Origin of the sequence: Paenibacillus sp. FSL L8-0158 (assembly GCF_038592965.1) — a bacterium.
Classification (GTDB): Bacteria; Bacillota; Bacilli; order Paenibacillales; family Paenibacillaceae; genus Paenibacillus; species Paenibacillus polymyxa_D.
Genome location: NZ_CP151949.1, coordinates 3,783,750 through 3,805,147, shown reverse-complemented (window position 1 = coordinate 3,805,147; position 21,398 = coordinate 3,783,750). Strand labels below are relative to the sequence as shown.

Here is a 21,398-nt window from a genome sequence, read left to right as displayed (position 1 = left end):
ACAATTCTGAAATAAAACGTCAACTAGCGCTTTGCCGTAGTTGGCGTTTTTTGTATTTCTTTAGAGTGCATATGATATAGTAGAAAAAAAGATGGAAGCGAGACGATACAAAGGTGATTGATATTATTGGAGCGGGTTCGCTGGGATTGTTGTTTGCCGGGAGGTTATCTGCCTCGGGTACAAAAGTAAGGCTGTGGACACGTACACTTGAGCAGGCACGCGTCATTACTCATGAAGGAATTACTGTGTTTGATAAGGAGGGGCAGGTGGCAGTACATGTGTCCGGAGATAAATTGAAGGTAGCGCCATTGACAGATTGGCAACGGTTAAATTCTCAGGCTCCGGCACGATGGATAATGCTTATGACCAAACAGGGAGCGATTGAGGAAGTATTAGAACAGATCCAGCCTGCAGCTCAAATGGACAGAGATATAGGAATCGTTTGCTTGCAGAATGGAATCGGTCATATAGAACGCATTAGAAAGGCTTGGCCTAAAGCTGTGGTATACCCTGCTGTGACGACTGAAGGAGCCAAGAGGCAGGGAGTAGCATCTATTGTACATGCAGGATCGGGTGTTACTGAAATAGGTTGTTCGGAGGAAGGGGAGGAGTCGAAGAACAATAATTTTAACCAATGTGTGCTAAATCGGCTGCTTGCAGCAGGATTTGACGCTTGCTTGTCGAAAGAAATCGAGAACGGTATGTATCGCAAGTTGTTGATCAATGCTGTAATCAATCCGCTGACAGCGGTATGGCGAGTTCGTAATGGCGAGCTGCTTTCGCGCCCTATTCGAATACATATGATGCGCAGGCTGTACGATGAAGGCATTCAAGTGTATGAAGCTCATGGTATTCACTGGGAAAACGCATGGTGGGAGCAAATTATGAATGTATGCCGGTCAACGGCAGAAAATCACTCGTCCATGCTGGCTGATGTACTTGCACAGTCCATGACGGAAGTTGCTTCGATTAACGGACAACTGGTGCAGATGGCAGATCAGGCTGGGGTTACTGCACCAACTCATGAGGTATTGTGGCAATTAATTGAAGGTATGCGGCTAAAAGAGGGGTGATCAGTTGAGTCTTATACAAGGTACTATTATCACTTTCAGTATTCTTCCCTTTTTTCCGTTTTTGATCGTGTTTGCAGTTTGTCGCTACATTCTTAAAATGGAAAAAAAGAAATCGTTACTTACTTCTATGGATATTACCACGTTTTTTCTGATATTTTCCGTCGCAGCACTCTTTAACGTCCTTTTTACATCTCGATTCGGTTTTTATTTGATTCTACTGCTCCTATTACTGGCCTTGGGTTTAATTGGAGGAGCTCAAAATCGAATAAAAGGGAAGGTTGATGGTAAAAGATTATGTAGAGCGGTCTGGAGATTAACTTTTATAGCAATGACATTGGCGTATATTTTGTTGACTGTTGTTGGCATATTTAAGAATATATTCAATACCATGTGATATAAGATGACATGAAATGGTGAAAAAATATGAATTAATCATGTTTTTTTGAAAAAAAAGCTCAATTTGAAGAAATGTAATGTAGATTTTTTTGACCGCTGGTTGTATAATCTATAAACATATACCACTTTAGAACTAGGGGGAAAACGCTAGATGAAAAGGAAAAGCTTTTTAGTCCTTTTGACACTCGTTCTTGCAGTTGGCGCACTGCTCGCAGGTTGTGGCTCCGCCAAGAACGATACCAATGGTAAGGGCGCACAAGAAAACACCTCGACTACGCCGGCTCCGGCCGACAAACAAATTTTGCGCATTAACCTTCTTTCCGAACCGCCAACCTTCGATCCGGCACAAGCTCAGGATAGTCAAACTAACACGGTTCTGAAAACTTTGTATGAAGGTCTCGTACGTATGGGTCCTGATGGCAAAGAAATTCCTGGCGCAGCTGAATCTTGGAAAATTTCCGATGACGGCAAAACCTACACGTTCAAACTTCGTGATAATGCAAAATGGAGCAATGGCGACCCGGTCAAAGCAAGTGACTTCGTATTTGCATGGCAACGGGTATTGGATCCTTCCACGGCTCCTGCACCTCCATATGCTTACCAATTGTACTATATCAAAAATGCTGAGGGCTACAACCTGAGCACTTCGAAATCCTATAAAGGCACTAAAATTACAGACTTTAAGGATGTAGGTGTCAAAGCTGTTGATGACCATACATTACAAGTAGAACTGGAAAACCCGACTCCTTACTTCCTGGGATTGACTTCTTTCTATACTTATTACCCTGTTAATCCTTCTATTAAAGGAAATGACAAGTGGGCTGTTCAGAAAGATAGCATGATCACTAACGGACCTTACACATTAACAACTTGGGACAGCGGTCAAAAGATCGAAGTAACCAAGAGCGAAAACTACTGGGGTAAAGATGATATCAAGCTGAACAAAATTACGATGTCACTGGTAAACAGCGGTGCAACAGAGCTGGCTTCTTACAGAAGTGGACAACTTGATTATGCAGGTTTGCCAAACGGTGAAATTCCAACCGACCAAATTCCGGCTGTGAAAAAAGAACTGCCGAATGAATTTGCAGCTAAAGGGATTGCTAGTACGTATTACTACCTGTTTAATGTAACTGAAAAACCATTTAATAATGTTAAAATCCGTAAAGCGTTTGCGATGGCTATTCAACGCCAACCAATCGTTGAAAGAGTAACATTGGGCGGTCAAATTCCTGCATACGGCTTTGTACCTCCAGGTATCAAAGGAGTATCTCAAGAATTCCGTACTGAGAATAAAGATGATTACTTCAAAGAAGACTTCACTGAAGCGAAAAAATTGCTTCAAGAAGGTATGAAGGAAGAAGGCGTAACTACACTTCCTCCGGTAACATTGTTGTATAACTCCAGTGAAAGTCACCAAAAGCTTGCTTTGGCAGTTGCTGATATGTGGAAGAAAAACCTTGGTGTTGATATCAAAACTCAAAACCAAGAGTGGGGCGTATTTATCCAAACACGTAACAAGCTGAATTTCCAAATCGCTCGTGGTGGATGGTCTGCTGACTATAATGATCCAATGACATTCCTGGATATGTGGACAACAGGTAATGGCAACAACAATGCAGGTTATGCTAACCCAGCATATGATGCTTTGATTGAAGCAGCTAAGAAAGAAACTGATCCAGCAAAACGCATGGAAGATTTTGCAAAAGCGGAGAAAATCCTGGTTCAAGATGATATGGTAATGCTTCCGATTTATTACTATTCAAATGTTTCTTTAACGAAACAGAATGTAAAAGACATCGCGCTTGACTTTAGTGGAGCAATTGATTTCACAAGAGCGTATATTACACAGTAACTGAAGCTCGATTCTGAAGTTTGATAGTTACTTCGGGATATATATGTGGATTGAACCATATATATCCCGTTTTTTTTGTGTGTTTTAGTCTTTTCCGTCATCATGTAACCATGCAAATAAGTAGATTGGACATTCCAATTCTATTTCGATAAAATCGAATGGTGTCGAAAAAAAATTTATGGGGGGTGTAAACGGGCAATGACGCGTTATTTGATCAGTAAATTCTTCTATATGCTACTGTCTTTGTTCATTCTGATCTCTGCGACGTTTTTTCTCATGAAAGCAATTCCGGGTAACCCCTTCATGAGTGAAAAAGCGACTTCTCCTGAGATTCAAGCCCGGTTAATGGAGCAATATGGGCTGGATAAGCCTGTATATATCCAATATTTCAAATACTTAGGTGATATTGCTTCAGGTGATTTTGGTATTTCTATGAAAAAGCTGAATCAAAGTGTAACTGACATAATCGGACAAACGTTCACAGTTTCCTTGAAACTGGGTTTTGTTGCCATAATCGTGTCGATAATTGTCGGTCTCTTGCTAGGTATGCTGGCAGCTTTGTACCATCGTAGGCTCATAGATAACGTCGCAATGATATTAGCTATCATGGGGATTGCGGTTCCCAGCTTCGTTCTGGCATCGTTAATTCAATTTTACTTTGCTCAACAGTTAGGTTGGTTTAATGTTATGGGCTTTGAAGGTCCGATGGATTACGTTCTGCCTGTTGCGGCTCTATCCGCTTCACCGATTGCGTTTATCGCACGACTAACGCGTTCCAGCATGCTGGAAGTGCTCCATGCGGATTACATTAAGACTGCCAAAGCTAAAGGCTTAAAATCCATTACAATTATGTTCAAACACGTTGTACGTAACGCCATTCTGCCGGTTGTTACCTATGTAGGACCAATGACAGCGAATATTATTACCGGATCTGTGGTTATTGAACGTATCTTCGGGATTGGCGGTATTGGTAAGGTATTCGTAGATAGTATTACAACCCGCGATTATACCATGATTATGGGAGTTACTATTTTTTACGGTATTTTGCTGATGGTGGCACGTTTTATTACTGATATTGCATATGGATTTATTGATCCGCGGATTAAGCTTACTGGCGGGAAGGAGGGATAACTTTATGTCTGTTAAAGATAATGCTGTGAACTTGGATAAGCTTCAGGTAAAACCGGAAGATTTCCAGAAGGTCGGAGCGGATGAAAAGCAGTCTGAAGTTATTCAGCGCGAAAGCTTGTCCGCTTGGCGAGATGCTTGGGAGCGACTTCGTAAAAATAAACTGGCTATGACGAGCTTGAGTGTTTTGGTTCTCATTGTGCTTGCTTCAATCGTTGGCCCGATGCTGTCCCCATACGATGACCGCACGAATGATTTGTTGAGCACCAATCTTCCTCCTTCGGCGGAACATTGGTTCGGAACAGATGATCTGGGGCGTGATATGTTTGTACGTACTTGGATGGGCGCTCGGATTTCCTTAATTATTGGTTTGGCTGCTGCAATGATTGACTTGATGATTGGAGTTATTTATGGTGGAATCATGGGTTACTTTGGTGGCCGCGTTGATGAAATCATGAATAAATTTTCTGAAATCCTGTACTCCATTCCTTACTTGCTTGTTACGATCCTGTTGCTGGTTGTACTGGAGCCAAGTATTACCACAATTATTATTGCGCTCTGTGTAACGGGATGGATTAATATGTCGTGGATTGTACGTGGTGAGATGTTACAACTTAAAAACCGAGAATTCGTACTTGCTTCCCGTTCCATGGGTGCTGGTGCAGGTCGTTTGTTGTTCCGTCACTTGTTGCCTAATGCGGTAGGACCAATCATTGTCACACTGACTTTGACAGTTCCAAGTGCTATTTTCTCCGAGGCATTCCTGAGCTTCCTTGGATTAGGGGTACAGGCTCCTCAGGCGTCGCTGGGTTCAATGATTGAATCAGCTCTGACCGGGTGGATGTATTACCCGTGGCGGATGCTTTTCCCGGCAGGTTTGATCAGTTTGATTATGCTTGCGTTCAACCTTTTTGGCGACGGCTTGCGTGATGCGCTTGATCCGAAGTTGAAGAAATAGGAGGTGAGATCATGGTGAGTAGCAACAATTTAATTGAGGTTGAAGGTCTTAAAAAGTATTTTAATGTTGGCAAAAACCGTGTGCTCAAAGCGGTGGACAACCTGAATTTCTATATTCGCGAGGGTGAAACGCTGGGTATGGTTGGCGAATCCGGCTGTGGTAAGTCTACCGCGGGTCGTACGATTTTGCGCTTGTATGAACCTACAGCAGGAAGCGTACGTTTTAACGGGACGGATATTTACAAATTATCACCGAGTAAAATGAAAGCCATGCGCCGTGATATGCAGATGATCTTTCAAGATCCGTATGCATCATTGAACCCGCGTTTTACCGTTTCCGATATCATCGGTGAGGCACTGGATATTCATAATATGGCGGGTAGCCGTGCAGAACGTAAGAAACGGATTGAAGAGTTACTTGATCTGGTTGGTTTGAACCCTGACCATGCAACACGCTATCCGCATGAGTTTTCTGGTGGTCAACGTCAGCGGATCGGTATTGCACGCGCACTAGCGGTTAATCCTAAATTCATCATTTGTGATGAGCCGATTTCAGCTCTTGACGTATCTATCCAGGCTCAGGTTGTCAACCTGCTAAAAGAGCTTCAAGAACGTTTGGGTCTGACATATCTGTTCATTGCGCATGATCTGTCGATGGTTAAGCACATCAGTGATCGGGTAGCTGTAATGTATATGGGTAGAATGGTCGAGCTTGCAGAAAGCGCTGAGTTGTATGCAAATCCGATCCATCCTTATACGAAAATGCTTTTGTCGGCGATCCCACTTCCCGATCCAGAAGTAGAAGCTAACAAAAAACGGATTATTATGCCAGGCGACCAAGCAGGCCCGATTCATGATGCATCTGGCAATAAGACAGGGGCTTATAACCTGGAAAATGCCACGCTTATCGAAGTGTCTAAAGGACATTTTGTAGCTGAGCCTTACGCCTGATCTTGTTTTATGCAACAACCGCCGAGTTATTCGGCGGTTTTTTTTGTAGGAAGCTTTGACGTGGACATGGGCTTTCGGTACAATCAAGCAGTAAGGTTTTGGTGGAGACAGGAGGCAGACCCATGAAAATAATTCCGGAAACGCTTCGCGGAGGGTCGGCTTTGGCAGAAGATTATATACAGGGTACGGGACGCGCAAGCGATTTGTATGAGTATAATGTGCTGCACGCCGATGCTTATGCCCAACGGGCGAAGTGGCTGGATAAGACGGGGCATCTGCGATTAAGCCGTAAGGATGTCGTAGCATGTTTTCGTATATACAATGAGAAATACAATTCGTATGAGGCGGTTCGTGCTTCATTGGACCGTCTGGAAAGTCCAGATGCCTTAGTAGTAGCTGGCGGGCAGCAAAGCGGATTGTTCACAGGTCCGATGCTGGTCATTTACAAAGCTGCTACCCTAATTAAGGCGGCGAGAGAAGCTGAGGAACGGCTTGGACGTCCGGTTATTCCCGTCTTCTGGATTGCTGGCGAAGATCATGACTGGGACGAGGTCAATCATACATACGTAATGGCAAATGACCCACAAGCCGTCAAAATCAAGCTGAATAAGCAACCTGAACGCCGTTCTTCGGTTAGTGCCATTAAAGTTGACGCTGTTGAGTGGAAGCAAGCGATAGCGGATATAGAGCAAAGCTTGCCAGATTCAGAACATAAGGCTGATATAATGCGCATGATTGAGAACGGGCTAACGGATTCATATGGACTGAGTGAAGCCTTTGCCAAGTTGCTGGGCCTTTTGTTCGGCACCTATGGATTAGTACTCTTGGATTCAGCAGATCCTTCGCTACGCAAGCTGGAAGCATCCGTTTTTAAGCGGCTGGTTCAGCACAATGATGAGTTGGAGCAGGCTTACCGGACGACTGCCACGCGGATCGTAGATTATGGCTATCATTTACAAGCGGATGTGCATGAAGGTGGCGCGAATCTCTTTTATATCCATGAAGATGAACGCTTGCTGCTTTTCAAAAAAGCTGGACTATTCACGGATCGACACGGTTTGGTGGTGTTTACTGTGGATGAACTGCTCGAAGAGATAGATAGACATCCCGAACGTTTTAGTAACAATGTGCTAACTCGCCCTCTAATGCAGGATTCACTGTTTCCGGTGCTGGCATCTGTGCTGGGTCTAGGAGAGATTGCTTACTGGGCGATTACACGGGACGCTTTCGGAGTGTTGGAGATGCAGATGCCGATACTGCTGCCACGAATGTCTTTTACGTTGGTAGAGCCAAGTGTGGAGAAGCATATGCTTAAGTATGAATTGAGCTTTGGTCAAGTTAGAGACGGACTTGAGGAACGGAAAAAGCAATGGATTGTCACTCAAGATCAGCTTGGAATGCAGGATCAGTTTTCAGAGGCTAAGGAAGCTTTTGTTCGCATGTACGAACCGCTTGTGCAGCAGACAGGTTTGATTGAAAAAGGTTTGCTACGGCTTGGAGAAACCAACCGCGATAAGATTCTGTCACAGATCGCCTATCTGGAGGCAAAAGTTCAGGAAGCGTTGCTTCGACAAAATGAAACAGCACTTCGCCAGTGGGATCGTATTGAATGGTCGCTTTTCCCATTTGGACAGCCGCAGGAGCGGGCGTATACGATCTATCATTTTCTGAACCGTTATGGTCTCAGTCTGATGGATACGATTATGAATGTACCATTGGATCTGACGGGTACGCATCGTGTTATTTATGTATAATTTGTTGTTTTATATAGGATCTATCATGGAATAAATTTAACTAATTTGAAGGAGGAAACAAAGTATGACTTCCCATTCTCTGCAAAATAGCATAGTTCACGATATTAAATTGGCTCCTGAAGGTCATTTGAAAATTGATTGGGTAGAAGCCCATATGCCGGTATTGAACCGTATACGTCAACAATTCGAGCAAGAGCAGCCTTTTGCTGGTTTGAAGGTAACCATCTGTCTACATCTGGAGGCCAAAACGGCTTATTTGGCTAAAGTGGTACAAGCAGGTGGAGCGCAGGTAACTATTACGGGTAGTAATCCATTGTCCACACAAGATGATGTTTGCGCCGCATTAGTTGAAGATGGCGTTACAGTATTAGCTAAATACAATCCGGACCCAGAAGAATTCAAAAATTTGCAAATCAAGGCACTGGAAACAAAGCCGGATCTCATTATAGATGATGGTGGTGACTTGGTTACTCTGTTGCAATCCGAACGGCCTGATCTGATTTCTACGATCCGTGGGGGAGCAGAGGAGACAACTACTGGCATTATTCGTTTGAAGGCATTGGAAAAAGAAGGGCAACTTCACTTTCCGATGGTGGCTGTTAATGATGCTTACTGCAAATATTTGTTTGACAACCGCTATGGTACAGGACAGTCAGCTTTCGACGGCATTATTCGTACGACTAATCTGGTTGTAGCCGGAAGTACAGTGGTTGTGGTAGGTTATGGCTGGTGTGGCAAAGGGGTTGCAATGCGTGCGAAAGGGTTGGGGGCCAACGTTGTTGTAACCGAAGTTGATCCAATCAAGGCAGTAGAAGCCCATATGGATGGTTTCCATGTGTTGCCGATGGTAGAGGCTGCCAAATTGGGTGATTTCTTTATTACAGTAACTGGAAATAAGGCTGTAATTACAGGAGAACACTTTGATGTGATGAAGGATGGAGCTGTGCTGTGTAACGCAGGGCATTTTGATGTGGAGGTTAGTAAGCCTGAGCTTGCTAAACGTTCCGAATCCATTCGTACGGTGCGTCGTAATATTGAGGAATATCGCTTTAAAGATGGACGTAAAATGTATTTGCTGGCAGAAGGACGCCTCGTGAATCTAGCTGCCGCCGATGGTCATCCAGCAGAAATTATGGATACGACATTTGCGCTTCAGGCGCTTGGCTTGAAATACGTGAATGATCGTTATAATGAGCTTAGTAAGGCCGTTATCAATGTACCTTATGAAATTGATGAGCAGGTAGCTCGATTCAAGCTTGATAGTCTGGGAATCCAAATTGACACGTTAACTGAAGACCAAAAGGTCTATTTGGACAGCTGGAACGCGTAATCGGATTTTTTCGTCACGATTTTCGCTGCAAAAGTGTTGCGTTTTTAATGCAAGTATTTGTTTAGGTTGACATAATAGACAGAGAGTAAGCCCTTTATTCCGTGTTATTTCGAAACCTGATGCATATTGTCGGGGGCCGAATTCATGGGATAAGGGGCTTTTCTGCCTCTTGTGACGCAGGGCTACAATAACAGACATAATGGTATGGATCCGGCTTCTATCACTTTTTGGTAATGAAAAAGAGGTCTTTGATTTTTTAAAGCGAATCTATTATGCTTAGGTGGTGGAAAGTGGGCCAAAGTGGGAGAATGGGGTAAGGGGTGACGAAACCAATGTTTATGGGGGAGTTCCAACATAGCATTGATGAGAAGGGTCGGCTTACTGTACCGGCTAAGTTTCGTGAACTTCTCGGTGCCTCGTTCGTGGTTACCCGCGGGCTGGACCAATGCCTCTTCGTGTATCCTATGGATGAGTGGGCTGTCATGGAGAAAAAACTTAAAGCACTGCCTCTGATGAAGGCCGATGCGCGGGCGTTTACCCGTTTTTTTTTCTCGGGGGCGACTGAATGCGAATTGGACAAACAGGGCAGGGTAAATTTACCGGGGAATTTGTGCGAATACGCGAAGCTTACTAAAGAGTGCGTCGTATTGGGAGTGTCCACCCGTGTAGAGATTTGGAGCAAGCACACTTGGGAGCAATATTTCAACCAATCAGAGGAAGCATTTAACGACATTGCTGAGAAATTGGTTGATTTCAACTTTGAATTGTAATTTAGGAGGTCAGCCGTTTGTTTCACCACATTACCGTACTCAAAGAAGAAGCAACACAGGCACTAAACATCAGGCAGGACGGGATTTATGTGGACTGCACGTTGGGAGGGGCAGGACACAGTTCCGTCATTGCATCACAGCTTGGCCCTGAGGGAAGGCTCATTGCCTTTGATCAGGACGACTGGGCATTGAACAATGCGCGAGAGAAGCTGTCAGCCTATGAAGGAAAGATTTCATTAGTGAAATCTAACTTCCGCCACTTGCAGGACAAGCTGACCGAATTGGGATTGCCCGAAAAAGACGGCGTCCCGCAGGTCCAGGGTATTTTGTTCGATCTGGGTGTGTCCTCGCCCCAGTTCGATGAGGGGGAACGGGGATTTAGTTACAATCATGATGCGCCGCTTGATATGCGGATGGATCAGAGTAGCTCGCTTACGGCTTACGAAATTGTCAATGAATGGTCGGAAGCAGAGATTGCACGTATTTTGTTTCATTACGGAGAAGAGAAGTTTTCACGGCGGATCGCAAAGATCATGATTGAACGTCGATTGAACAAGCCTATTCACACAACAGGGGAACTTGTCGATATTATCAAAGAAGGAATTCCGGCTGCGGCACGCAGAACCGGGGGACATCCGGCTAAACGCAGTTTCCAGGCTTTGCGGATTGCTGTGAATGATGAGTTGGGTGCACTGGAAGATACTTTGCATCAGGCAATAAGATGTCTGGCTCCAGGAGGCAGAATTTCGGTCATTACATTCCATTCTCTGGAGGATCGGATATGCAAGCATATTTTCAAGGAGTATTTGGCGAAAAGCATCTATCCATCTGATTTGCCTATTTTGGAGGACAAAATGATAGGCGATCTAAAGCTGGTGAACCGTAAGCCGATTGTGGCGTCAGAGCAGGAATTGGAGCTTAATCCACGGTCCCGGTCAGCGAAGCTGAGAGTTGCCGAAAAATTGTAAATTTAATGGAGAAGGAGAGGCGACATGGCTTATACACGCGGTAATTTGGCTGTAAAAGAAAGAGCCCGTCAGGAACAGGTTCAGCAACAACGGTATCGTGAGACCACCAAAGTCGTTACACGCCGCAGAGAGCTGCCGATTCGAGAAAAGCTGCTGTATCTATTGACACTTGTAGCGTGCATTGTCATTGCTGGTATGTTGATTGGCAGGTACGCTCACATTTATCAAATCAATTATGCGATTAATACGGCAAGCAAGGACATTTCCAAATTACAGACCAATATCGCCCAACTGAAGATTCAAAAGGAACGTCTGGAAAATCAGATCGTGCCGACTGCAAAGGGACAGGGATATATCGAGCCAACAAGAGAGCCCATTCGTGTGGAAAAGCAGGCTGCCAAATAGTTAAGGGCATAGCATCAAGCTATGCTCTGACGTACATTTTTTTGCAGAGAGGTTTGAGCTATGGTCAAAAGAATAAAGCTTCGCACACTGCTGATAGGGGGATGTATTACCCTCTTTTTTCTTGTTCTGCTACTTAAGGTATTTTGGATTCAAGTTGTGAGCGGGGAGTACTGGCATAGCCTGGTAGTTACTCAAGTGGAAAAAGATCAGGTGATTCAGCCCAAGCGTGGAACCATTATGGACCGTAAAGGAAACGTATTGGCTACGGATGCACCGGCTTATACGGTAGTTGTCAATCCTACCATCATTCAGGAGTATGATTTGGAGAATGAGGTTGTAGCTAAGCTACACCAATTACTCAAAACACCTGAGGATGAGCTGAGAAGGCATCTTTCTGCAAAGGATAAGGCGGGGAACTACTTAAAAAACCGCGAGATTCGTAATGGGGGCTGGAAGGTAGATCCTGAGGTCAAGGCACAAGTGGATACGTTCAAAGAGTATTTGAAGGATAAGTATCAAGTAATTGGAGCTGTGGACACTGTTCAAGAATCCAAACGCTATTATCCAGAAAATAAGCTGGCTTCCCATGTTCTTGGCTATCAAAGAAAAGATGGCACAGCAGGTATGGGGTTGGAAGCTTATTATGATAAAGAGCTCTCGGGCACGGCTGGAAAGCTTCTGTATCAGCGGGATCGGAAGGGAGTTCCTCTTCAAGGATCGGGAAGTGTCTATGAGCCGGCACAAAATGGTAAAAATTTAAAGCTGACGATTGACGATACGATTCAGTATTATATAGAGGATGCCATGCAGGAAGCTATTGCAAATTATAATCCGAAAACGATGACTGTGGTAGCGGCTGACCCTAAAACGATGGATGTTCTCGGTATGGCGACTTACCCGAATTTTAATCCCAATACATATGGGAGTACACCTTTGGAATATTTCCGTAATAATGCTACTCAGTCTATCTACGAGCCGGGTTCCACGTTTAAGATTGTAACCTTGGCTGCCGCAGTTCAAGAAAAGGTGTTCAATCCGAATGAAACCTACCAATCTGGTATGATTCGGGTCGGAGGCTGGGATATTCGTGACGTAAGCCGTAGCTGGGGAACATTAACCTATCTTCAAGGGGTCAAGCGTTCAAGTAACGTCGGTTTCGTCCATCTGGGGCTGAATAAGCTGGGTGGCGAAAGACTGAAGAAATATATTAATAACTTTGGATTCGGCGTGAAAACAGGCATTGATCTTCCGAGTGAGTCTGCCGGAGCTATTACATTCCATACCCAGTACAAATCCGAAGTCGCAACGGCTTCATATGGACACGGACGTGTTCAGGTGACGCCAATCCAGCAGGTAGCTGCCATCTCGGCAATTGCTAACGGAGGTAAGCTGATGCAGCCTCATCTGGTGAAGGAAATTATGAACCCAGATACAGGCGAAGTGCAGATGATTCAACCGAAGGAAGTCCGCCAAGTGATTACTCCGGAATCGGCAGTCCAGACAAGCAGCTATCTGGAGCAGGTCGTGTCTGACCAAGAAATTGGTACGGGACGCCTTGCTTATATTGACGGATATCGTGTTGCTGGTAAAACAGGTACGGCGACGAAGGTCGTCGGAAAAGTATACGACCATTCGAAGGATGTCGTGTCCTTTATTGGTTTTGCACCAGTAAATGATCCGAAAATAGCTGTTTTGGTTGTCATGGACGAACCTAATAAATCGGTAGGTGGCGGTACAGCAGCAGCGCCTGTATTTAAAAAAATCGTATCCCAATCGTTGCAATATATGGGGATTCCAAAAACAGGAACTAAAACGAATAAATCAGGTGGCGCTGTTGTAAAAACAGTGAATTTGCCAACGGTACCAACATTAACTGGTCAGGTGAAGAAGGATGCGCAAAATGCATTGCTCAAACAGGGAATTGCCTATGAAACGGTAGGCAAAGGCTCCAAAATTGTTCGCCAGTATCCTGAAGCAGGCGTCAAAATGAAACCCGGACAACGCATTTACTTACTGACTGAGGATAGTGCCAACATGACTATTCCTGACTTTACAGGTGTTTCGTTGCGCGACACACTTCAAGTTCTGACGCTTATGAAAGTTGGTGTGCAGGTAAGCGGCGAAGGTTATGTTGTCTCTCAAAAGGCGCAATTGGTAAATGGAAAGCGAATCGTCAGCGTGACGCTTCAGCCGGCCAAAGAAACGGTGACCGGAGTGAAACCCGAGGAAACACAGGACTCGACCAATGGAGTTGCAGCTAACCAGACCGGCAGCGCAATTAAAACGGAGGCCGATACTAAAACCGAATCCGGTACTACTGCCGAAGCTGGAACAAACGCGGGAGCTCCTAAGGGAGGAGTATCGGCTGTTGCAGATGAGAAAAGTGCTGCTGCGATTAAAGGCGAGGATAACTGATAGCTTGTTCTAATGTTCGTTCTTTTGAATATTCATGAGGTAAGACATGTCATGAGTATTTGAGGAACGGAGGGAGCGCGTTTGAAAAAATCTAACGTGACCATGCGGCGAAGGCTGGTATGGGGGCTAATGGGATTATTTGTACTGTTTGCGGCCTTGTCGATCCGGCTCGCCTATGTTCAATTGGGTAAAGGAGGCGAGCTCTCGGCCAAGGCTGAGGATTCGTGGCGCCGCAATATTCCTTTTGCAGCCAAGCGTGGCGAAATTTTGGATCGGCAGGGTACTGCGCTGACCTATAATGTCAGTTCGCCGACAGTCATGGCGATACCAGTTCAAATTAAGGAGCCGGAAGAAACGGCACGCAGGCTGGCGCCCTTGCTGGATATGAGTGAGGATAAAGTGCTCAAGCTGATTACCAAACGAACAGCAAGCCAAAAACTTCAGCCCGGCGGACGAAAAATTACGATGGAGAAAGCGCAGCAAATTCGTGATTTGAAGCTGCCGGGTATCGTTGTTGCTGAAGACAACAAACGTTATTATCCTTATGGTGATCTAGCGGCTCATATTCTTGGGTTTACAGGAATTGATAATCAAGGGCTGACAGGCGTAGAGAAGCAGCAAAACAGTAAGCTTCGGGGAATCGACGGAAGCATTGCGTATTTATCGGATGCAGGTGGTCGTCTAATGCCTGGTTCTTCTGAAAAATACATTGAACCGAAGGATGGACTGAATTTACAATTAACCATTGATAAGTCTGTGCAGTCCATTATGGAACGGGAGCTTGACCAAGCCATGGTCAAATTTCAGGCGAAGTCCGCGTTGTCTATAGCTATGAACCCTAAGACGGGTGAAATATTAGGCATGGCTGGACGACCAAGCTATGAACCGGCACTATACAAGCAATATGCGCCTGAAATCTATAATCGAAATCTGCCTATCTGGATGACATATGAACCTGGGTCTACTTTCAAAATTATTACATTGGCGGCTGCCCTGGAAGAAAAGAAGGTCAATCTCAAAAATGACCGTTTTTTTGATCCGGGATATATTGAAGTCGGTGGAGCACGCCTGCGTTGCTGGAAGAAAGGCGGACATGGGAGCCAAACTTTCCTCCAAGTGGTGGAAAATTCTTGCAACCCCGGTTTTGTAACATTGGGGCAGCGGTTAGGCAAAGAAACACTGTTCAAGTACATTCGCAATTTCGGCTTCGGCAGCAAAACGGGGATCGACATGATTGGTGAGGGCAATGGCATTTTGTTCAAGCTACCTCAGGTCGGTCCTGTAGAACTGGCGACGACCGCTTTTGGCCAAGGGGTGTCTGTCACGCCGATCCAGCAGGTTACGGCTGTATCAGCGGCAATTAATGGCGGTAATCTTTATAAGCCTCACATTACAAAAGGTTGGGTTCAGCCGGGAACCGGAAAAGTGCTGGAAAAAGTAGAACCAGAACTGGTACGTAGGGTCATCTCAGAGGACACCTCCCGGCAGGTAAGGGAAGCGCTGGAAAGTGTCGTTGCTAAAGGTACGGGGCGTCCTGCTTTTATTGAAGGCTACCGGGTGGGAGGTAAAACGGGGACAGCACAAAAGGTGATTAACGGGCGTTATTCTTCCTCGGAGCATATTGTATCCTTTATTGGTTTTGCACCGGCGGATGATCCGCAAATCGTTGTCTATACCGCTGTCGATAACCCGAAGGGCATTCAATTCGGCGGGGTGGTTGCTGCGCCAATCGTGCAAAATATTTTAAAGGACGCGTTGATTGCCTTGAAAATACCACCTCGCACCAATCAAATTGCCAAAGAGTACAAGTATGGAGAAAATCCGATCGAAACGGTACCTGATCTGGTAGGTGCTACTGCAGCTGATTTGTACGAAGATATGAATATGAACTTTATGCTCGTGAAATCCGGGTCAGGCAAGACGGTCGTGAGTCAGGCGCCGAAGCCAGGCTCCAGATTGGAGCGGGGATCAACGATCCGTATTTACATGGGGGATTGATAGGTTCATTTTATACCATACTATGAATAACGAGAGAGCAATGGAGGAATGAAAGATGCAGCTTCAACAATTGGCTTCACTGCTGGCCGTTTCCCGAGTGGTGGGTGACGGTACAGTGGATTGCCGAGGAATCGGGGCGGATTCACGTCGAGTGCAACCGGGAGACTTATTTCTGTGTTTGCCAGGTTTTACAGTGGACGGACATGACTATGCAGAGCAGGCAATTGCGTCCGGGGCGGCAGCGTTGGTCGTTGAACGGGAACTGGATGTACCTGTTCCGCAGCTGGTAGTTAAGGATGCACGACATGCCATGGCGGTTTTGGCGGATTATATGTTTGATTCACCGAGCCGACGCATGCGCATGATCGGCATAACCGGAACCAACGGTAAAACAACGATAACTTATCTGATTGAAAAGATCATGAAGGACGCCGGGGTGAACACCGGACTGATGGGTACGATTCAAATGCGTTACGGTGGTCAGTCTTACCCAATGTCTGGCACTACGCCCGAAGCGGTGGAACTTCAACGTTATCTGGGAAATATGGCAGAGCAGGGGGTTCAATGCTGTGTCATGGAAGTATCCTCACATGCGTTGGAGCAGGGTCGCGTCAAAGGAACTGATTTTCGCACAGCTATATTTACAAACCTAACGCAGGACCACCTGGACTACCACAACACGATGGAGGAGTACCGTGCTGCAAAAGGACTTTTGTTCTCTAGGTTGGGAAATGCTTTCTCGCGGGATGCATCAGATAGTAAGTATGCTGTTCTGAATGCAGACGATCCGGCTTCTTCCTATTTGCAGGCTCAAACTGCGGCCCAAGTGATTACATACGGCGTGGAAAAGGAATCTGATGTGCAGGCATCTCGTATCACTATAGGTGCCAAGGGAACCTCCTTCCATGTGTCCACTTTTAAAGGAGATACCGATATTGAGCTTCGAATGGTGGGCAAGTTCAATGTGTACAACGCACTGGCGGCCATTACCGCAGCTCTGCTGGAAGGAATCTCGCTGGCGGATATCAAGAGGAGTCTAGAGTCTATCGCAGGCGTAGATGGGCGGGTAGAGCCTGTAGATGCGGGCCAGCCCTTTGCTGTTATTGTAGACTATGCCCATACTCCGGACGGATTGGAAAATGTCCTTCGCACCGTAAAGGAATTTGCAGTCGGTAAAGTATGGTGTGTATTTGGATGCGGCGGTGACCGGGATCGTACGAAACGTCCGTTGATGGGGAAAATTGCTGCGCGTTACAGCGATCATTCGTTTATTACTTCCGACAATCCGCGAACAGAGGACCCGAAAGTGATTTTGAAAGACATCGAACAAGGGCTGATTGACGAAGGTATACCCGCAGAACGATACGAATTGATCGTGGATCGCAGAACTGCAATTCATAAAGCTGTTGAAATGGCAAGCCCTGACGATGTAGTATTGATTGCGGGAAAAGGTCATGAGACTTACCAGTTGATCGGAAAAACGGTGCATGAATTCGATGACCGCATCGTAGCCAAAGAAGCGATAAGGGGTTTATCCAAGTGATGAAAAGAACAATCGGTCAGATTGCATCTATGTGTGAAGGAACACTTCACGGAGAAGCGGACGCCGAACAGATGGTCGAAGGCGTTTTTACAGATTCTCGCAGGCCGCAGAGCCAAGGGTTGTTTGTTCCACTCGTGGGCGAACGATTTGATGGGCATAATTATGTGCAGCAGATCGTAAGTGGGGCAGGTGCAGCTGCATTTTTATGGCAAAAGGATCATGGCGTACCACCGGCTGAGAACGCTATTGAGGTAGAGGATACGTTAGAAGCCCTTCAGCATCTAGCGGCCGCATACTTACGCGAAACCGGCGTTTCTGTCGTTGGGATCACGGGAAGCAACGGCAAGACGACAACGAAAGACATCGTAAACGCTCTGCTGGGCACGACTTTTAAAGTACACAAAACCGAAGGGAATTATAACAATCATATCGGTTTGCCTTTAACGGTACTGTCCATGCCGCAGGATACAGATATTCTCATTCTGGAGATGGGCATGAGTGGACGTGGAGAGATTCGTCTGCTGGCTAATATTGCCCAACCAGATGTAGCTATCATAACGAACATAGGCGAATCGCACTTGCTGCAGCTTGGTTCTCGTGCGGAAATCGCTCGTGCAAAGTTGGAAATCACAAGTGGCCTTAAGCCCGGTGGTTTGCTGATCTACAACGGGGATGAACCACTGCTTTCACAAGTGTTGGCGGAGTCTGAAACGGTCAAGCCTGAAGGTTTAAAATTATTTGCGTTCGGGCTAGCTGCAGGCAACGATGACTATCCAACTGAAATCACTTCGGATGGAGAAGGTAGCTTATTCATAACAGCCCAATCTGGCAAAGAGGCTTTCCGGCTTCCCTTGCTTGGACAGCACAATGTTGTAAATGGTTTGGCAGCACTGGCGGTAGCACGTCATTTCAATGTCGATGCAGACCATATACGTAAAGGGTTGTCGTCTTTAAAACTGACGGGCATGCGCATTGAGGTCGTGAACTGTCCTAATGGACTTACTGTGCTAAACGACGCTTATAATGCCAGTCCGGCTTCAATGAAGGCTGCAATTCAGACGTTGTCTGCGTATAAAACGGACGGACGTAAAGTCGCCGTACTTGGTGACATGCTGGAGCTGGGACCTGAGGAAAAGCAATTCCATGAGGATATTGGAATTTTCGCGGCAAAGCACGACGTAGAGGTACTGTTTACCTACGGTGCGTTAGGCACTTCAATTGCGCAGGGCGCGCAAGGGTTGATGTCAGCTGCTAACGTGCACGCTTATACAGATAAGCAAGAGTTGATCCAGCATTTGCGGGTTCATCTCCACGCCAATGATATTGTGCTGGTTAAAGCATCCAGAGGGATGCGACTAGAAGAAATTGTGGATGCGCTGAAAAACGGTCCGCTACAGAACTGATGTTGACGAGAGGGAGACTCCCATGGATATTCAATTATTACTGCTGACGATCGTCGTATCGTTTATACTGGCGGTCATTGCCGCTCCACTGCTCATTCCGCTGCTGCGGCGAATGAAATTCGGCCAGCAGGTCCGGGATGACGGGCCACAAAGCCATCTTAAAAAGATAGGTACGCCTACAATGGGCGGTATCGTGATTCTGGTGGCTTTTACGCTGACCTTTCTTAAGTTTTCAGCTATCAAAAATACGGACTTTTACGTTCTACTGGTTGCTACGCTCGGTTTTGGGCTGATCGGCTTTTTGGACGACTATATCAAAATTGTATTCAAACGCTCGTTAGGTCTGACGGCGCGTCAAAAGCTGTTTGGGCAATTATTGTTTGGCGCGATCATGTGCTGGCTTCTGCTTAGCAATGATCATAGTACTGCGATCGGCATCCCTGGAACGTCATGGTCATTTGATTGGGGCGGCTGGTTCTATTATCCGTTCATCATTATCATGATGCTGGCAATTAGCAATGCTGTCAATTTCACGGATGGGCTGGACGGGCTGCTGTCCGGTACGAGTGCCATTGCCTTTGCTGCTTATGCCATTGTCGCGATTCAGGCAACTTCGCTTCCGGCGGCAGTATGCTCAGCAGCTATGATTGGCGCTGTACTCGGATTTCTCGTATATAATGCTCATCCTGCCAAGGTGTTTATGGGTGACACAGGCTCGCTGGGAATCGGCGGCGCCATAGGTGCCATTGCCATCGTTACAAAAAGCGAAATTTTATTCCTAATTATCGGTGGTGTATTCGTAATTGAAATGCTGTCCGTGGTCTTGCAGGTAGCTTCCTTTAAAACACGTGGCAAGCGTATTTTCAAAATGAGCCCGATTCATCATCATTTCGAGCTGTCCGGCTGGTCCGAATGGCGCGTAGTTATTACATTCTGGGCTGTAGGACTGCTGTTGGCAGGACTCGGACTTTATCTCAACAAGGGGTTGTAGACAAATGAACCATCCAGACGCATACAGAGGTCAGGAAGTCGTCATTATCGGTCTGGCCAAAAGCGGCGTGCAAGTTGCCAAGGTGCTGCACCAGGCCGGAGCGAAGCTGACAGTCAATGATAAAAAAGATAGGGAACAATGTCCCGAAGCTTCTGAATTAGAGGCTTTGGGAATTTCCGTTTTATGCGGGGGTCACCCAGAGGGGTTGATTCATCCTGGAGTGAAGCTGGTTGTCAAAAATCCAGGCATTCCTTATACGGCCCCTCCCGTACAGAAAGCTGTCGAGCTCGGCATTGAGGTCGTGACCGAGGTTGAGGTCGCCTACCATCTATGTAAAGCTCCGATCATCGGAATTACTGGCTCTAACGGAAAGACGACCACGACCACTTGGGTAGGCAAGTTGTTGGAGGCATCCGGCATGAATCCAATCGTGGCTGGTAATATCGGTACGCCCTTATGTGAGGCGGCTGTGGACGCCAAGTCGGACGAGTGGATGGTTGTGGAGCTGAGCAGCTTTCAGTTAAAAGGAACAAAGGATTTTAAGCCCGCTGTGGCCTGCCTACTCAATGTAGCAGAGACCCATTTGGACTACCACGGAGGCATGGAGGACTACGTTGCATCCAAGGCGCGTCTATTTGCCAATCAAACGGCGGCGGATACTGCGGTGGTGAACTGGGACGATCCCGTCTGCCGGGGGCTCGTACCCTATATAAAAGCGAAGCTGCTGCCGTTCTCTATGACAGAACGTTTGCAGGAAGGGTTGTTCGTTGATCCGCCATACATACCAGATGTGACGGACGATATTGAACGTAGCATCGTATATCGTGATGGAAATGGTGTGCTGCATCCCATTATAGGCGTAGCTGAGATTGGACTTCCGGGTCGTTTTAACGTAGAAAATGCTCTTGCTGCTTGCGCAATTGCCATTGCTGCAGGCGCAGAACCAGCAAATTTGGCGGAACCATTAAGTACTTTTCGCGGCGTAGAACATCGGCTTGAATATGTTTTAGAACACGCTGGTGTAGCTTATTACAATAATTCCAAAGCAACCAATTCGAAAGCAACAATGATGGCCTTATCTTCCTTTAAGCAACCCATTGTACTCATTGCTGGGGGATTGGATCGTGGCTCTGATTATGCAGAGCTCGTACCTTCCTTGCAGGAAGGTGTGAAAGCCGTAGTGCTCCTGGGTGAGACACGGCATAAGCTGGCTGAGCGGGCCCATCAGGCCGGAATAGAGCATGTCAAGGTCGTCGATAATGGGGAGGATGCCGCCGCTACGCTCGTGGAGGCTGTGAACAAGGCTGCTGAATTTGCTGAGACGGGAGATGTGGTATTACTCTCACCCGCCTGTGCAAGCTGGGATATGTTCCGATCCTATGAAGAGCGTGGACGTATTTTTAAAGAGGCGACGCATAAATTGTAAGTAGGGGGGTTGGATAAGCCCCTACTTTTATACAA

At 46.2% G+C, this 21,398-nt stretch carries 17 protein-coding genes; all 17 read left to right on the top strand.

Annotation, left to right across the window (positions count from 1 at the left end; all coding sequences use genetic code 11):
• The first annotated feature begins 113 nt into the window (after positions 1–113).
• The 17 genes from NSQ68_RS16735 to murD all read left to right on the top strand — a co-directional run bounded on the left by NSQ68_RS16735 (position 114) and on the right by murD (position 21,363).
• Positions 114–1,073 carry a 2-dehydropantoate 2-reductase gene (locus NSQ68_RS16735; RefSeq protein ID WP_342426577.1) on the top strand — a complete coding sequence of 320 codons (960 nt, stop codon included), beginning with the start codon at positions 114–116 and terminating at the stop codon, positions 1,071–1,073.
• 4 nt (positions 1,074–1,077) lie between these two features.
• Positions 1,078–1,467 carry a DUF3397 domain-containing protein gene (locus NSQ68_RS16730; protein WP_342426576.1) on the top strand — a complete coding sequence of 130 codons (390 nt, stop codon included), beginning with the start codon at positions 1,078–1,080 and terminating at the stop codon, positions 1,465–1,467.
• 153 nt (positions 1,468–1,620) lie between these two features.
• The gene (locus tag NSQ68_RS16725) at positions 1,621–3,324 is read left to right on the top strand and encodes a peptide ABC transporter substrate-binding protein (protein WP_342426575.1); all 1,704 of its coding nucleotides are present in this window, start codon (positions 1,621–1,623) and stop codon (positions 3,322–3,324) included.
• A gap of 198 nt (positions 3,325–3,522) precedes the next feature.
• Entirely contained in the window at positions 3,523–4,455 is a 933-nt protein-coding gene (locus tag NSQ68_RS16720) for an ABC transporter permease (RefSeq protein ID WP_039272253.1), read from the top strand.
• Between the two features lie 4 nt (positions 4,456–4,459).
• Complete coding sequence (locus NSQ68_RS16715) at positions 4,460–5,410, top strand: ABC transporter permease (protein ID WP_013311103.1); 951 nt, start codon at positions 4,460–4,462, stop codon at positions 5,408–5,410.
• An 11-nt stretch (positions 5,411–5,421) separates the two neighbouring features.
• Complete coding sequence (locus NSQ68_RS16710; RefSeq protein ID WP_029517761.1) at positions 5,422–6,360, top strand: ATP-binding cassette domain-containing protein; 939 nt, start codon at positions 5,422–5,424, stop codon at positions 6,358–6,360.
• 122 nt (positions 6,361–6,482) lie between these two features.
• Entirely contained in the window at positions 6,483–8,114 is a 1,632-nt protein-coding gene (bshC, locus tag NSQ68_RS16705) for a bacillithiol biosynthesis cysteine-adding enzyme BshC (RefSeq protein ID WP_342426574.1), read from the top strand.
• Positions 8,115–8,178: 64 nt separating this feature from the next.
• Positions 8,179–9,444, top strand: a complete 1,266-nt coding sequence (locus NSQ68_RS16700) for an adenosylhomocysteinase (RefSeq protein WP_342426573.1) — start codon at positions 8,179–8,181, stop codon at positions 9,442–9,444.
• A 332-nt stretch (positions 9,445–9,776) separates the two neighbouring features.
• Positions 9,777–10,214, top strand: a complete 438-nt coding sequence (gene mraZ / locus NSQ68_RS16695) for a division/cell wall cluster transcriptional repressor MraZ (protein ID WP_013311099.1) — start codon at positions 9,777–9,779, stop codon at positions 10,212–10,214.
• A 17-nt stretch (positions 10,215–10,231) separates the two neighbouring features.
• Complete coding sequence (gene rsmH / locus NSQ68_RS16690) at positions 10,232–11,182, top strand: 16S rRNA (cytosine(1402)-N(4))-methyltransferase RsmH (RefSeq protein WP_023989455.1); 951 nt, start codon at positions 10,232–10,234, stop codon at positions 11,180–11,182.
• 24 nt (positions 11,183–11,206) lie between these two features.
• Positions 11,207–11,587, top strand: coding sequence for a hypothetical protein (locus tag NSQ68_RS16685; protein WP_307346901.1), 381 nt, complete (start codon positions 11,207–11,209; stop codon positions 11,585–11,587).
• 60 nt (positions 11,588–11,647) lie between these two features.
• Positions 11,648–14,002, top strand: coding sequence for a penicillin-binding transpeptidase domain-containing protein (locus NSQ68_RS16680; protein WP_342426572.1), 2,355 nt, complete (start codon positions 11,648–11,650; stop codon positions 14,000–14,002).
• Positions 14,003–14,083: 81 nt separating this feature from the next.
• Entirely contained in the window at positions 14,084–16,000 is a 1,917-nt protein-coding gene (locus NSQ68_RS16675; protein WP_342426571.1) for a stage V sporulation protein D, read from the top strand.
• Between the two features lie 55 nt (positions 16,001–16,055).
• Complete coding sequence (locus NSQ68_RS16670; protein WP_342426570.1) at positions 16,056–17,543, top strand: UDP-N-acetylmuramoyl-L-alanyl-D-glutamate--2,6-diaminopimelate ligase; 1,488 nt, start codon at positions 16,056–16,058, stop codon at positions 17,541–17,543.
• Positions 17,543–18,946 carry a UDP-N-acetylmuramoyl-tripeptide--D-alanyl-D-alanine ligase gene (gene murF / locus NSQ68_RS16665; protein ID WP_342429126.1) on the top strand — a complete coding sequence of 468 codons (1,404 nt, stop codon included), beginning with the start codon at positions 17,543–17,545 and terminating at the stop codon, positions 18,944–18,946. Before NSQ68_RS16670 ends, murF begins: the two co-directional genes overlap by 1 nt.
• A gap of 22 nt (positions 18,947–18,968) precedes the next feature.
• On the top strand, positions 18,969–19,937 hold the full coding sequence (mraY, locus tag NSQ68_RS16660; protein ID WP_013311092.1) for a phospho-N-acetylmuramoyl-pentapeptide-transferase: 969 nt from the start codon (positions 18,969–18,971) through the stop codon (positions 19,935–19,937).
• Positions 19,938–19,941: 4 nt separating this feature from the next.
• Positions 19,942–21,363 (top strand): UDP-N-acetylmuramoyl-L-alanine--D-glutamate ligase, encoded by a 1,422-nt coding sequence (gene murD / locus NSQ68_RS16655; RefSeq protein ID WP_342426569.1) that lies wholly within the window; start codon positions 19,942–19,944, stop codon positions 21,361–21,363.
• The last annotated feature ends 35 nt before the right edge of the window (positions 21,364–21,398 follow it).

Coding starts and splice junctions, on each gene's coding strand:
- NSQ68_RS16725 (WP_342426575.1), top strand. CDS start 1,621: ATGAAAAGGAAAAGCTTTTTAGTCCTTTTGACACTCGTTCTTGCAGTT.
- NSQ68_RS16720 (WP_039272253.1), top strand. CDS start 3,523: ATGACGCGTTATTTGATCAGTAAATTCTTCTATATGCTACTGTCTTTG.
- NSQ68_RS16715 (WP_013311103.1), top strand. CDS start 4,460: ATGTCTGTTAAAGATAATGCTGTGAACTTGGATAAGCTTCAGGTAAAA.
- NSQ68_RS16710 (WP_029517761.1), top strand. CDS start 5,422: ATGGTGAGTAGCAACAATTTAATTGAGGTTGAAGGTCTTAAAAAGTAT.
- bshC (WP_342426574.1), top strand. CDS start 6,483: ATGAAAATAATTCCGGAAACGCTTCGCGGAGGGTCGGCTTTGGCAGAA.
- NSQ68_RS16700 (WP_342426573.1), top strand. CDS start 8,179: ATGACTTCCCATTCTCTGCAAAATAGCATAGTTCACGATATTAAATTG.
- mraZ (WP_013311099.1), top strand. CDS start 9,777: ATGTTTATGGGGGAGTTCCAACATAGCATTGATGAGAAGGGTCGGCTT.
- NSQ68_RS16685 (WP_307346901.1), top strand. CDS start 11,207: ATGGCTTATACACGCGGTAATTTGGCTGTAAAAGAAAGAGCCCGTCAG.
- NSQ68_RS16680 (WP_342426572.1), top strand. CDS start 11,648: ATGGTCAAAAGAATAAAGCTTCGCACACTGCTGATAGGGGGATGTATT.
- NSQ68_RS16670 (WP_342426570.1), top strand. CDS start 16,056: ATGCAGCTTCAACAATTGGCTTCACTGCTGGCCGTTTCCCGAGTGGTG.
- murF (WP_342429126.1), top strand. CDS start 17,543: ATGAAAAGAACAATCGGTCAGATTGCATCTATGTGTGAAGGAACACTT.
- mraY (WP_013311092.1), top strand. CDS start 18,969: ATGGATATTCAATTATTACTGCTGACGATCGTCGTATCGTTTATACTG.
- murD (WP_342426569.1), top strand. CDS start 19,942: ATGAACCATCCAGACGCATACAGAGGTCAGGAAGTCGTCATTATCGGT.